The sequence below is a fragment of the Pseudomonas sp. GL_103 genome (assembly GCF_057835175.1).
Genome location: NZ_CM174420.1, coordinates 4,293,142 through 4,305,702 on the forward strand (window position 1 = coordinate 4,293,142; position 12,561 = coordinate 4,305,702).

Here is a 12,561-nt window from a genome sequence, read left to right on the forward strand (position 1 = left end):
AGAACAACGACAACACCCGAGTAACCACCATGAAAACCGTCGCCCAACTGCTCAAGCTCAAAGATCAGAAAAACCAGGAAGTGCACCAGATCAAACCCGATCACATGGTGCTCGAAGCACTGATGAAGATGGCCGAGAAAAACGTCGGCGCCTTGCTGGTGGTGGAGAATGATGAAGTGCTGGGCATCATCAGCGAACGGGACTATGCGCGCAAACTGGTGCTGCACGGCCGCTCTTCGGTGGGCACGCCGGTGCGCGACATCATGGTATCGCCGGTGATTACCGTTGACACCCATCAAACCGTGGAGACCTGCCTGGGCATCATGTCCGATAGACGCCTGCGTCACTTGCCGGTGGTCGAAGGCGGCAAATTGATCGGCCTGCTGTCGATCGGTGACCTGGTCAAGGAAGCCATTGCCGAACAGGCGGAACTGATCAAGCAGCTGGAACAGTACATTCGCGGGGAATAAACCCGGACACCTTGCTTTCCTCCTGTGGGAGTGAGCCTGCTCGCTCCCACATTTGGTTTTCAGGGTTTTCAGGCCGGCCAATGCCGGGCGAACACCGGTGCCAGTGCCGGGTGGCGGTCGATGCGTTCCAGCCAGGCGAAAAACCCCGGCCGGGCGTTGCGCAAATGTTCCCGACTGCCCGCCCACCGCGAGATCACCGCCGCCAGTACATCCAGGGCCCCTGGCTTCTCGCTGCCCAGGTACAACTCGCCCGAGAACTGATCGGCAAACACCTCCCAACTCCAGTGCAGGCGTCGGCGGGCGCCCTCCATGAGGTTCTGCCTGGACGACTCATCCGCCTCGGCCAGCCAGCGTTCGGGGTAATCGATGATGCCGATGGCCGCATAACAATTGCTGACGATGTACGCCATGCCGCGAATGGCCTGGCCTCGCTCGGCCGGATCCTGCGGCAACAATCCCGATGCGGGAAAGGTCAGCCCGAGGTGGATCAGGATCGCCGCGCTCTCGGTCAGGACAGCGCCATCGGGTAGCTGCAAGGTCGGAATCTGTTTGAGCGGGTTGAGCTTCTCCAGCGCCTGGGCCGCCTCCGCGGACGTCTCGACATCGATGAAGCGATAAGGAACATCACAGAGCTCAAGGGCGGCCTCGATGGCCGCCGCCCCGGAGTTCTGATGGCCGTAGAGCTGGTACATAAACGTCTCCGTCGCGGTAGAGGAACGCGCCAGCTATCCAGTGTAGAAGCCACCACCCGCCACACAGCGATCATCCGACGATCGCACCATCACCCTCACCAGGGGTGTGGCGAAAGTCCTATCATTGCCGTCGATGTTCACCATCACCTCAATGAAGTTCTCTTAAAAAATCCCCGGCGTAACATCTGCTCCATACCAACCCATAAGCACCCCGGAGCACACCATCATGAAACGCCAGACCCTCCTCAGCATCGCTTTCTCGGTTTTCGCAGTTAACGCTTTCGCCGCAACGTCTGCTCAACCTGTGGTCGCTGAAGGCGGCTCGGATCGTCTGATTGAAAGCCGTGTGGCCGAGGGTGGTTCCGATCGCCTGATCGAAAATCGTGTGGCTGAAGGTGGGTCGGATCGCCTGCTGGAAAAACGTGTTGCCGAAGGTGGCTCCGACAAGCTCCTGCAAAACCGCGTCGCTGAAGGCGGTTCCGACAAACTGCTGCAAAACCGCGTCGCCGAAGGTGGCTCGGACCGTCTGATCGAAAGCCGCGCTGTCTGAATGCGGTGCTTTACCGCAGGACTCAATGAAAACCCGGCCTCATCCGCCGGGTTTTTTATGCTTTTTTGCACCGCGATTACTTCCCTGCCCGCGCCATGCAGCGCTGGTAGCGTTCATCGACTCGCTTGGCAAACCACGCGGTGGTGAGTTTGCGGGTGATTTTCGGGCTTTGCAGCACGATCCCCGGCAACACTTCACGGGGCAACGGCCGGCCCTCGGCCCGTTCGGCCAGTTCGAAAACCCGCCGATAGAGTTTGCTGTCTTCGAACGCCAGGGTATTCCCCTCTTCCAGTTGCGCGCGGATCGTCGGATTGCGCATGTCCAGTTGCTTGCCGAGGGTACGCACGGCCAGTTCCGTGGTGCCCGGCATGATCGAACCGTAGCGCACCAGGTCGCCATCCAGCGCCAACGGGATACCGGAAGCCCGGCTCACCGCGTTCTGGAACGCGGCGTTACGGCTGGCGTACCAACCCGCGTTGAAGTCCGCAAAGCGGTACAACGGCTGTGGGTAACTCACCGGATACCCGAGCAGATGCGCGATGCCGAAATACATTCCGCCGCGCCGGGTGAACACTTCATGACGAATAGAGCCCTTCACCGGGTACGGATAGCCCTTGGCCTGCTGCTCGGCAAAATCAATGCTGACCTGCATCGGCCCGCCGGTATGCACCGGGTTGAAGCCGCCGAACAGCTTCTTGCCCATCGGCACCATGCCGATGAAGTCATCGAAAACAGCGCTCAGCTCCTTTTCACTGCGCGCGGCATTCAGGCGGTTGCTGTAGCTTTTGCCGTTGGGCGAATCGAGCATTAACGCACCGCTCACCAGCAGGCCGGGAATGTGTGCCTTGGCGGCACGGCGGTCGATCTCGTCGCGGGCGATCTTGCCCAGGCCCGGTACGTTCGGATCGACCTGAAAGGTCGACTCCTGTTCAGTCACCGCCAGTACCGAGCACAGGTTTTGCGTGGTCGGCGAGATGTCTTGCGCGGTAAACGCCACCTGGATATCCGAGGCCCAACCCTGGGGATCGGCGGCCTTGGCCGGCAGCAAACGCACAATCTCGGCCTTCACTTCGGCCGGGCTGCGCGCCACCGGTTCCTGGGTCCGTTGGCTGCCGCAACCGGCCAATACCAGCAACACGGCGACGCTTGTGATCAATCTGATTTGCATGTCGTTCCATCTAATCCGTTGGTCCGGGCCAACCATACGACCAATGGCAGGTCAGCGGCTACGTCCGTGGCAGTCCGACGGTTGCCGCCCTCCCCGACTGGACCATACTTGATTCACACAGCGAGGAGGACAGGTTCATGCACCGCAGCGATGTGTTGATCATCGGTGCCGGCCCGACCGGGCTGGTCCTGGCGTTGTGGCTGAGCAAACTGGGCGTGCGCGTGCGGATCGTCGACAAAACCTCGGCCCCCGGCACTACGTCCCGGGCGCTGGCCGTCCAGGCACGGACGCTGGAGCTGTATCGCCAGCTCGGACTGGACGCCGCCGTGGTGCAACACGGCCATCAAGTGGCGGCCGGCAACTTCTGGGTCAAGGGTGAGCCCGTGGCGCGCCTGCCCCTGTCTCAGATCGGTGAGGGCCTGACCCCCTACTCGTTTCTCGAGATATTCCCTCAGGACGAACACGAACGGCTGCTGATCGAGCGCCTGGAATCCTTCGGTATCACGGTGGAACGCGACACCGAACTGGCAGGCTTCGAGCAAACCGCAGACGGCATCACGGCCACGCTGCACCTGCCCGACGGCCAGCAGGAAATCTGCCAGGCCTGTTACCTGGCCGGATGCGACGGTGCCCGCTCGATTGTGCGCAAGACTCTGGATACCGGATTTCCCGGCGGGACCTACCAGCAGATTTTCTACGTCGCCGACGTGCAGGCCAGCGGCCCGGCATTCAACGGCGAACTGCATGTGGATCTCGACGAGGCGGACTTCCTCGCCGTATTCCCGTTGGCCGCCAGTGGTCGCGCGCGCTTGATCGGCACGGTGCGCGACGAGCGCGCCGAACACGCCGAGACCCTGCGCTTCGAGGACGTCAGCAGCCGGGCCATCGAGCATATGAAAGTGAAGATCGAGCAACTGAACTGGTTTTCGACCTACCGCGTGCATCATCGGGTGGCGGATCACTTCCGCAAGGACCGGGCGTTTTTGCTGGGCGATGCCGCCCATGTGCACAGCCCGGCGGGCGGCCAGGGCATGAACACCGGGATTGGCGATTCCATCAACCTGGCCTGGAAACTGGCGGCCGTATTGAGCGGCGGTGCCGAGGCCAGGCTGCTCGACACCTATGAAACCGAGCGCATCGCGTTTGCCCGCAAACTGGTGGCCACCACCGACCGGGTCTTCACTTTCGTCACCGCCGACGGGCCGATTGCCGATTTGCTGCGTACCCGCCTGGCACCCTTCTTGATACCGAAAATAACCTCGTTCGAAACCTCCCGCGAGTTCATGTTTCGCACGGTGTCGCAGATCACCCTGAATTATCGTGGAATGCCGCTGAGCACGGGCGTTGCCGGGCACGTGCATGGTGGTGATCGCCTGCCCTGGGCCCATGACGGTGAGGGGGATAATTTTGAGTCGCTCAAGTGCCTGACCTGGCAGGTGCATGTCTATGGCGACACCAGCGACGAGATGATCGCCTGGTGTAATGAGCACCATCTACCACTGCATGTGTTCGACTGGCGGCCGGCGTTCGAAGCCGCGGGCCTGGGGCGCAACGGCTTTTATCTGTTGCGGCCCGATACCTATGTGGCGATTGCCGAGACGTGTGCGGACCCGAAAGTGATCGAACGGTATTTCCGCGATCACGGGATCCGGCCGTTTTTTGGCGCTTCCTGAGAACACCATATCCCCTTGTGGGAGCGGGCTTGCCCGCGAAAGCGTTGGGTCAGTCGATACAAATGCTGCCTGACACTACGCCATCGCGAGCAAGCTCGCTCCCACAGGTTTTGCAGTGGATCAGTTGGAGACCGGGCTCGGAATCTGCAACCCGCGCACCACCGCCGGCCGCGCCAGGAAGCGTTCCAGCACCCGCGTGACGTTAGGGAAGTGCTGGATGCCCACCAGATCGCCGGCTTCGTAGAAACCGATCAGGTTGCGCACCCACGGGAAGGTGGCGATGTCGGCGATGGTGTAGCGCTCGCCCATGATCCAGTCGCGCCCTTGCAGCCGGCCGTCCAGCACCTTGAGCAGGCGTCTGCTTTCCTCGACGTAGCGGTCACGGGGACGCTTGTCTTCGTAGTCCTTGCCGGCGAATTTGTTGAAAAACCCGAGCTGGCCGAACATCGGACCGATGCCGCCCATCTGGAACATCAGCCACTGGATCGTTTCGTAGCGCGCTGCCGATTCCTGGGCCAGCAGTTGTCCGCTCTTGTCGGCCAGGTAGATCAGGATCGCCCCGGATTCGAACAGCGCCAGCGGCTGGTCGTCCGGACCGTGGGGGTCGAGGATCGCCGGAATCTTGTTGTTGGGATTGAGTGAAAGAAATTCCGGGGACATCTGGTCGTTGGTGTCGAAGCCTACCCGGTGAGGTTCATACGGCAGGCCGATCTCTTCGAGCATGATCGAGACCTTGACGCCGTTGGGGGTCGGCAAGGAGTACAGCTGAATCCACTCCGGGTACTGGGCAGGCCATTTGCCGGTGATGGGGAATGCGGACAAATCGGTCATGGGCGGGATCCACGAAGACATTGAGAGCGACGATCATAATGTAGATATCGGCTCAGCGAGCCCTTGAAGCCATCAATCTCGCTGATAGGCGAGATCAAAAGAGATCACGACTGTTTGAACGCCATCCGGTGTAGCGTGTCCACAATTGTGCAACATCCTGTCGATAACCTTCGCTGCAAACCCATGAAGGTTACCGGTAAATTGCCGCGCACTCGGCCGGAATCGAACCAAACGGGTTCAGGGGACTCTGAGCACCACCCCTTTGGAAACGGACCGGCTTCAATGACATGGAAAACACCCGACGCAGGACAATCGTGGTGTAAAGGTTTGTCAGCCTTAATCGAATTGCGCTGAAGACCCTTTACTCATGAACCTGTTCAATTTTGCCAAACGCTTCAAACATCGCGCTTACCTATTGTTGCCCGCCTTGTTGGTGGTCAGCGCGGTGTTTCTGTTGCTGGAGTCCGGCCTGAGTCGCGCCCAGCCGATGGATGGCACCCAGACCCTGGTTTTCCTGCGCCACGGGGAAAAACCCGACGGTGGCCTGGGCCAGCTCAATTGCCAGGGACTGAACCGCGCCATCGACCTGGCCACGCTCCTGCCGGAAAAGTTCGGCAAGGCCAACTATGTGTTCGCGGCCAACCCGACCCGTAACGTCGAGGAAGGCGAGCTCGACAATTCCTACAGTTACATCCGCCCACTGATGACCATCAGCCCCAGCGCCATCAAGCTGGGCCTGCCGGTGAACATCAATTTTTCCGCCAATGACACCAGTGACCTGGCGAATGAACTGATCCACGACAAGTATCACAACGCGGTCATCTACACGGCCTGGTCCCACGGCTACTTGCCGGAGCTGATCAACAAGGTGGCCGGCGACGCCACCGGCAAGAAAATGACCATCACGGATGACTGGGAGTCCAGCGACTACGACTCGCTGTATGTGCTGACCCTGACCTGGCACAACGGCAAGGCCAGCTTGCAGAGCCATGTGTACAAGCAGGGCCTGGATAATGGCGCTGAAACTTGCCCGACCTGACGTTGTGCATTGTTTGATTGGGCCTCATCGCGAGCAAGCTCGCTCCCACAGTAGATCTTCAATGAACACAGATACTCTGTACAACGCAGATCCAATGTGGGAGCGAGCTTGCTCGCGATAGGGCCAGCAAAAATACCTTCAACCCTTCTGATTCACTCGTTCCTGCAGATACTCGAGAACCGCCCCCCGCTCCCCGGCAAACTCGATCCGCGCGTCTTTCTTCTCCCGCTGAAACGCATACATCGGATCGTAATACTCGCGCAGCAGCCCTTCGATCCAGCCCCGATGCAGATCCACCGCGCCACTGCGGGCCTGCTCGGCCAATGCATCCTCCATCAAAACCAGCATGCGCCGATGACGTTCGCCACCCAGGCGCTTCTGCACATTGTTCAGGCTCGCCAGCAACCGCTCGGAAAACAACGCAAACCCGTCATCGCCATGCACGTCGATGAATTCGGCGCACAGATCCACCACGTAATCGCGCAGGATCCGCTCGACCCGACCTTCCAGGCTGTCTTCCAGCCACACCATCGGGAACTGCTGCATGCCCTGGTACAGCGGCAACGGCAGCGCACAACTGCCCACCGCACGGCTTTCGTCTTCCAATACGAACTGCTCGATACCCCGGGCGCGTTTTTTCAGCACGTCCACGGCCAAGCGGTTTTCGAAGTCGATATTCGAGGGTTGGCCCGTGGCGCGCTTGCCGAAACTGGAGCCGCGGTGGTTGGCATGACCTTCAAGGTCCACGGCGTTGCCCAGTTGCGTGAGCACCTCGGTTTTGCCGGTGCCGGTCATCCCGCCCAACAGGACGAAATCGCACTGGGTCACGGCTTGATCAAGGGTGTCCAGCAGGAAGGTACGCATGGCCTTGTAGCCGCCGCCCACCCGTGGATAGTCGATGCCGGCCTCGTCCTTGAGCCATTGCTGGACAATCTGCGAGCGCAGGCCGCCGCGAAAGCAATACAGCAGGCCATCCGGATGCGCCCGGGCAAAATCGGCCCAGGCCTGGATGCGTTCGGCCTTGACCGCGCCCGACACCAGTTGATGCCCCAGCACGATGGCCGCTTGCTGGCCGTGCTGCTTGTAGCAGGTGCCGACCCGCTGGCGTTCATGGTCATTCATCAACGGCAGGTTGATCACGCCGGGAAACGCGCCTTTGTTAAATTCGACGGGCGCGCGGGCGTCCATCATTGGCCGGTCGTTAAGGAAAATGTCGCGGTAATCAGTGCAGTCGACGAACATCAGAACACCTCAACTGCGTTGCTCTGTCGCTCGACCAGTTCACCGATCGGTTCCAGGCTCAGGCCCAGTTCCGAGGCCACCGAGAGGAATTGCTCGTTGCCTTGCGGCGTCACGGCAATCAGCAGGCCGCCGCTGGTCTGCGGGTCGCAGAGCACGCGTTTGTGCAGCTCCTGAAGGCGTCCGAGCTTGCTGGCATAGCTGTCGAAATTGCGCAGCGTCCCGCCCGGTACGCAGCCCTGTTCCAGGTAATACTCGACCCCCGGCAGGCGCGGTACGCGGTCGTATTCAATGCGCGCCGTGAGCTGGCTGCCGTCGGCCATTTCCACCAGGTGCCCGAGCAGGCCGAAACCGGTGACATCGGTCATCGCGGTCACGCAGTCGAGCTTGCCGAAACGGCTGCCGGGTTTGTTCAGGGTGCACATCCAGTCCCGGGCCAGGCCGATGTCGGCGTTGCGCAATTTGCCCTTTTTCTCAGCCGTGGTAAGGATGCCGATCCCCAGAGGCTTGGTGAGATACAGCAGGCAACCGGCAGTGGCGGTGTCGTTGCGTTTCATGTGGCGTTTTTCCACCAGGCCGGTGACAGCCAGGCCAAAGATCGGTTCCGGCGCGTCGATGGAGTGCCCGCCTGCCAACGGGATACCCGCCGCATCACACACCGCACGGCCGCCGCGTATCACCTCCCGGGCAACTTCCGGCGCCAGCACGTTCACCGGCCAGCCCAGAATCGCAATCGCCATCAACGGATCGCCGCCCATCGCATAGATGTCGCTGATGGCGTTGGTGGCGGCAATTCGGCCGAAATCGAAGGGATCGTCGACGATCGGCATGAAAAAGTCGGTGGTCGAGACCACACCGCGTTCTTCATCGATGGCATACACCGCTGCATCATCGCGCGAGGCATTGCCGACCCAGAGTTTCGGGTCGAGGTTCTGCGCCCCGCTGCCGGCCAGGATCACTTCCAGCACCTGGGGGGAGATCTTGCAGCCGCAACCGGCGCCGTGGCTGTATTGGGTCAGGCGAATCGGCTCGCTCATAGGGGTACCTCATTGGGTCAATGGGGCCGATTCTAGCAGAGCGAGGCATGCGCAGGCGTTGCACAGCCACGGACTTTGTGGGAGCGGGCTTGCTCCGGGCGGCGTTCCGACGAAGAGGCCGGTCCATCCAGCATCAACGTAACTGACAGACCGCTTTCGCGGGTAAGCCCGCTCCTACAGGGGTTGGGTCAGGGCAGCAGAATCACCTTGTCGCCACTGCCCTGATTCACCTCGGCATAACGCTCCAGGCCTTCGGCCAATGGTGATTCGAACAGTCCCTGCGGCAACGGCAGCAGGTCCTGATCGAAGAACCTGCCGAACTGATCAAGCATCACCGCACACGCCTGTACCCCGTACAGCAACGAGTTGATCCCCACCACCGAGCCGCCCTTGCGATACAACGCCAGGGCCGGCAACTGCACGTGACCGTCCACGGGCGCCGCGATGATCGCGATGCGGCCGAACGCGGCCAAGGCAGGTACCGAGGCCGGCAGCCAGAAACCGGTGGTGTCGAAAATCACGTCGGCACCGCCGGCATAGACTGCGTTGACCTGAGCCCCGAGGTCTTCGGGTTTATCCAGCTGCAGGGTCTGATAGCCCTGATCCTGCAAGTCCTTGACCTGTTCCGGACGTCGCGCGGCCGCCAGCACCCGGGCACCGCGCACCTTGGCCAAGGCCAGCGCGGCGCTGCCGACCGCTCCGCCACCGATGACCAGCAATCGGGTTTCGGCCGTCACCAGGCTGCGCTCCAGAGCATCCCACGCCGTGGTGTACGGCACGCCGAGGCTGGCGGCCTGGGCAAAGCTCAGGTGCGTGGGTTTGAGCGCCACGCCGTTGGCCGGCAGCTTGACGAATTGCGCGTGGGAACCGTCGGCGAAAAAGCCCAGTTCCTTGCCCGTGCCCCAGACGTCCTGACCGATCAGCGCCTGCGGGCCGGCCACGACAACACCGGCAAAGTCACGACCGGGAATCCGCGGCAAGGTGGTGTAGGGAAAACGCCCCAGCACGTTCTTCACATCGCTGGGGTTGAGGCCGGCGGCCTTGATCTGGACCAGCACTTCATCGGCGCCTGGCACAGGCGTAGGCACCTCGACGTAGCGCAGGGCCGAGAGATCACCGGTTTTATCGAATTGCAGAGCTTTCATGGCAGACTCCGGGGGCAATTGAGGTATGCGCTGAGTCTAGGGGGCGACGCTTGCGAGCATCGGCCAAGTGCTTCTGAATTTCGGCCAAAGCCCGGCCTCGACGAATTCAGTCCTGGCGTTGCGCCGCAGGAAACTGCGAAGGGGCAACGCCCAGTTCACGACGAAACATGTCGCTGAAGCTGCTCGGAGAATAGCCCAGCTCCCGGGCAATCGCGCTGACCGGTACGCCCTGGATCAGCTCGGCCACCGCCGTCGCCAATTGCACCTGACGCCGCCACTCGGCGAAGCCCATGCCCAAACCGTCCTTGAACAGCCGCGCCAGGGTGCGCACGCTGGCTCCGGCGTTATCCGCATGTTGTTCGAAAGGAATGTCCAGTGAAGGCGCGGCCATGACCGCCTGACACAAACTCATCAATCGCCGGTCGGAATCGTCCGGCAGCGGGATTTTCAGCAACGAGCGCCTGGCCCGCTTGAGTTCCAGTAACGCCAGGCCCACCAGTGCGTCGTAGTACTCGGGCGCCCCGTCGTTGCCCTGCTCCACCAGACCGACGATCAGTTCGCGCAGCAAGCCGCCGACCTCGATCACCTGAACGCTGTCATCCAGGGTCGCCGCCAAAGTAGGTCGCAGGTAGATATTGCGCATTTGCAGGTCGGACACCACACGAATCCCGTGGGGCACACCGGGTGGCAACCACACCGCCCGCTGCGGTGGCACCACCAGTGCCTCGTGCGGCGTCTCGACCCACATCACTCCGCTCATCGCATACAGCAACTGGCCCCAGACGTGCTCATGAGGCTCGATGTACAACCCGCGCGGATAGGTGCGCGCCAGCGGTTGCACAGGCACATCGGTGTCACTCAGGTCAGGCGGTGCGGCGAGGGCCATGGTCAATGTTCATTGGGGTGCGGGATGGCCCAATGGTAACGGGGCGCCGAATTTGTCGCCAGCAACCGCGGCCGTCCGACAATCCGAATGAATTTTCCTGATGGCGCGCGATCCTTTTATGTACAACAGGGAGGAATCGGGGCTTTATGAACAGTGCAAAATTATTCGTCATCGAGTACACCCTCCATGGCGCTGCGAAGTCATTCATCATCCGCCTGGAAAAATTGGATAACGCAGAAGCCTGGCATTGGGCGAGCTGTGATGCGGGGGTGGGGCGAATCCCCCGATTCGGACGCGAGAAGGTGCAAAAGACCAGCAAGCCGATGGCTGAAAAATTCGGCGTGGAAAACGTCAAGTGGCGGCCGGCGAACTAGTATCCGGTAACCATCAGGTTCGGGGGAAGGGATATGAGCGCAACACCCGTCAACAGCCCTGCGCAGCTGGACTACGGTCTGGACACGCTGTTCGGCCGCATCACCAGGAGCGCCGAGTGCCGGATCGGGCTGGAACAGGTCGAAAATGACCCATTCTGCTTCGCCATACGCGTCCCGGCACCACTGCCGGAAGATCTGGAGCAGGCCAAGACCCTGGTGCTGCGGGTCGAAGGGCGGCGCTTGCAAGGCACCGTGCGCCACAGCGAACGCCTGGAAGATGACAGCCTCAGGCTGGAAGTGGAGCCGGATTAGGCTCCACTTTTGCGTGTGCCGTGGTTTTCAGTGGGCACACTTGCAGCTTTGGGAAGCACACTCCTCGCCGTGCTCGTGATGCTTGGCACAGGCTTCGCAGCAATAGTGCTTGCCGTGACGGGCAATCGGATGTTCACCGAGTTTGCAGGTACATTTCGGACAATCGCAGATACTTTCACGGTCAATCATGGGTCTGACTCCTCTTGTGTGGTCGCCAGTGCTCAAATGCACACCGTAAGTGTAGGAGCTGCCGCAGGCTGCGATCTTTTGTGGCGAGGAAGCTTGTCCTCTCGCCACAAAAAGTTGTTCTGTCAGATCCGGAACTGCCCGACCAGACTGCCCAGGCGCTGACCGAGGTCGGCCAGGCTGCGGGAGGTTTGTGCGCCGAGTTGGGTTTCGTCGGCGACGCTGTCCACCGCCACGGCAATCTGGTGCACGCTGCGATTGATCTCTTCGGCCACGGCGGTCTGTTCTTCGGCGGCACTGGCGATCTGCGCGTTCATCGAGTTGATGGTCGCGATCAGCTGGGCCATGGTGTCCAGCGAAGCCCCCGCCTCGTTGGCCTGGGCCGAGGTGCCGTCGCCGGCTTCGCTGGAGCGGCGCATCGCCTCCACCGCCGACCGGGTGCCGGCCTGCAAGCGGTCGATCATGCCCTGGATTTCCTGGGTGCTGATTTGCGTGCGGCTGGCCAGCGCCCGCACTTCATCGGCCACCACCGCAAAGCCGCGCCCGGCCTCGCCGGCGCGGGCGGCTTCGATGGCCGCGTTGAGCGCCAGCAGGTTGGTCTGCTCGGCAATCGAGCGGATCACCCCCAGCACGCTGACAATCGACGACACGTCTTTTTGCAGGCTGTCCAGGGACACGCCGCTGCTGCGGATGTCGTCCACCAATGCATGGATCTTCTCGATGCTGCCGGCCACCACGCGCTTAGCCGCCTGCCCTTCTTCGTCGGTCTGCTGGGCTGCCACCGCGGCGTTCTGCGCGCTCTTGGCCACTTCCTGGGCGGCGGCCGACATTTCGTTGATCGCCGTAGCCACCTGATCGGTTTCGTGACGTTGGCGTTCCATGGCCTGATCCGAACGGTTGGCCTGGTCGGACACCTGATTCACCAGTCCGGTCAGTTGCGAGGTCATTTCGGTGATCTG

Annotated in this window: 15 protein-coding genes; 6 read left to right on the top strand and 9 right to left on the bottom strand. The window is 61.5% G+C overall.

Features of this window, described 5'->3' with window-relative positions:
• Window positions 1-29: 29 nt before the first annotated feature.
• On the top strand, window positions 30-470 hold the full coding sequence (locus AC3IP0_RS19295; RefSeq protein WP_007987990.1) for a CBS domain-containing protein: 441 nt from the start codon (window positions 30-32) through the stop codon (window positions 468-470).
• Between the two features lie 68 nt (window positions 471-538).
• Here the strand turns inward: AC3IP0_RS19295 and AC3IP0_RS19300 are convergent, their stop codons facing one another.
• A complete protein-coding gene (locus AC3IP0_RS19300) occupies window positions 539-1,162 on the bottom strand; it encodes a glutathione S-transferase family protein (RefSeq protein ID WP_489316612.1) in 624 nt (207 codons plus the stop codon).
• Between the two features lie 226 nt (window positions 1,163-1,388).
• Here AC3IP0_RS19300 and AC3IP0_RS19305 point away from each other — a divergent pair, with 226 nt between their 5' ends.
• Window positions 1,389-1,712: a hypothetical protein gene (locus AC3IP0_RS19305; protein WP_429392882.1), complete on the top strand. Its 324-nt coding sequence runs from the start codon at window positions 1,389-1,391 to the stop codon at window positions 1,710-1,712.
• A gap of 76 nt (window positions 1,713-1,788) precedes the next feature.
• Here AC3IP0_RS19305 and AC3IP0_RS19310 read toward each other — a convergent pair whose 3' ends face one another.
• Window positions 1,789-2,880 carry a DUF1615 domain-containing protein gene (locus AC3IP0_RS19310; protein ID WP_489316613.1) on the bottom strand — a complete coding sequence of 364 codons (1,092 nt, stop codon included), beginning with the start codon at window positions 2,878-2,880 and terminating at the stop codon, window positions 1,789-1,791.
• A 137-nt stretch (window positions 2,881-3,017) separates the two neighbouring features.
• Here AC3IP0_RS19310 and AC3IP0_RS19315 point away from each other — a divergent pair, with 137 nt between their 5' ends.
• On the top strand, window positions 3,018-4,553 hold the full coding sequence (locus tag AC3IP0_RS19315; RefSeq protein ID WP_489325651.1) for an FAD-dependent oxidoreductase: 1,536 nt from the start codon (window positions 3,018-3,020) through the stop codon (window positions 4,551-4,553).
• Between the two features lie 120 nt (window positions 4,554-4,673).
• On the opposite strand, the gene AC3IP0_RS19320 is transcribed toward AC3IP0_RS19315, so the two are convergent.
• Window positions 4,674-5,384 (bottom strand): glutathione S-transferase family protein, encoded by a 711-nt coding sequence (locus AC3IP0_RS19320; protein ID WP_489316615.1) that lies wholly within the window; start codon window positions 5,382-5,384, stop codon window positions 4,674-4,676.
• 367 nt (window positions 5,385-5,751) lie between these two features.
• Here AC3IP0_RS19320 and AC3IP0_RS19325 point away from each other — a divergent pair, with 367 nt between their 5' ends.
• The gene (locus AC3IP0_RS19325; RefSeq protein ID WP_489316616.1) at window positions 5,752-6,423 is read left to right on the top strand and encodes a histidine phosphatase family protein; all 672 of its coding nucleotides are present in this window, start codon (window positions 5,752-5,754) and stop codon (window positions 6,421-6,423) included.
• A 138-nt stretch (window positions 6,424-6,561) separates the two neighbouring features.
• Here AC3IP0_RS19325 and mnmH read toward each other — a convergent pair whose 3' ends face one another.
• The 4 genes from mnmH to AC3IP0_RS19345 form a co-directional block, all read right to left on the bottom strand.
• On the bottom strand, window positions 6,562-7,665 hold the full coding sequence (gene mnmH, locus AC3IP0_RS19330) for a tRNA 2-selenouridine(34) synthase MnmH (RefSeq protein WP_489316617.1): 1,104 nt from the start codon (window positions 7,663-7,665) through the stop codon (window positions 6,562-6,564).
• Window positions 7,665-8,699 carry a selenide, water dikinase SelD gene (gene selD, locus AC3IP0_RS19335; protein ID WP_489325652.1) on the bottom strand — a complete coding sequence of 345 codons (1,035 nt, stop codon included), beginning with the start codon at window positions 8,697-8,699 and terminating at the stop codon, window positions 7,665-7,667. The genes mnmH and selD overlap by 1 nt, the downstream gene beginning before the upstream one ends.
• Window positions 8,700-8,887: 188 nt before the next feature.
• Window positions 8,888-9,844, bottom strand: a complete 957-nt coding sequence (locus AC3IP0_RS19340; RefSeq protein ID WP_489316619.1) for a quinone oxidoreductase family protein — start codon at window positions 9,842-9,844, stop codon at window positions 8,888-8,890.
• A 106-nt stretch (window positions 9,845-9,950) separates the two neighbouring features.
• Window positions 9,951-10,730 carry an AraC family transcriptional regulator gene (locus tag AC3IP0_RS19345; protein WP_489316620.1) on the bottom strand — a complete coding sequence of 260 codons (780 nt, stop codon included), beginning with the start codon at window positions 10,728-10,730 and terminating at the stop codon, window positions 9,951-9,953.
• Window positions 10,731-10,876: 146 nt separating this feature from the next.
• Here AC3IP0_RS19345 and AC3IP0_RS19350 point away from each other — a divergent pair, with 146 nt between their 5' ends.
• Window positions 10,877-11,104, top strand: a complete 228-nt coding sequence (locus tag AC3IP0_RS19350; protein WP_489316621.1) for a DUF6555 family protein — start codon at window positions 10,877-10,879, stop codon at window positions 11,102-11,104.
• Window positions 11,105-11,137: 33 nt separating this feature from the next.
• A complete protein-coding gene (locus AC3IP0_RS19355) occupies window positions 11,138-11,416 on the top strand; it encodes a hypothetical protein (protein WP_489316622.1) in 279 nt (92 codons plus the stop codon).
• A 27-nt stretch (window positions 11,417-11,443) separates the two neighbouring features.
• On the opposite strand, the gene AC3IP0_RS19360 is transcribed toward AC3IP0_RS19355, so the two are convergent.
• Both AC3IP0_RS19360 and AC3IP0_RS19365 read right to left on the bottom strand, forming a co-directional pair.
• Window positions 11,444-11,605 (bottom strand): metallothionein, encoded by a 162-nt coding sequence (locus AC3IP0_RS19360; protein WP_489316623.1) that lies wholly within the window; start codon window positions 11,603-11,605, stop codon window positions 11,444-11,446.
• A 122-nt stretch (window positions 11,606-11,727) separates the two neighbouring features.
• A complete protein-coding gene (locus AC3IP0_RS19365; RefSeq protein ID WP_477756704.1) occupies window positions 11,728-12,549 on the bottom strand; it encodes a methyl-accepting chemotaxis protein in 822 nt (273 codons plus the stop codon).
• Between the last annotated feature and the right edge of the window lie 12 nt (window positions 12,550-12,561).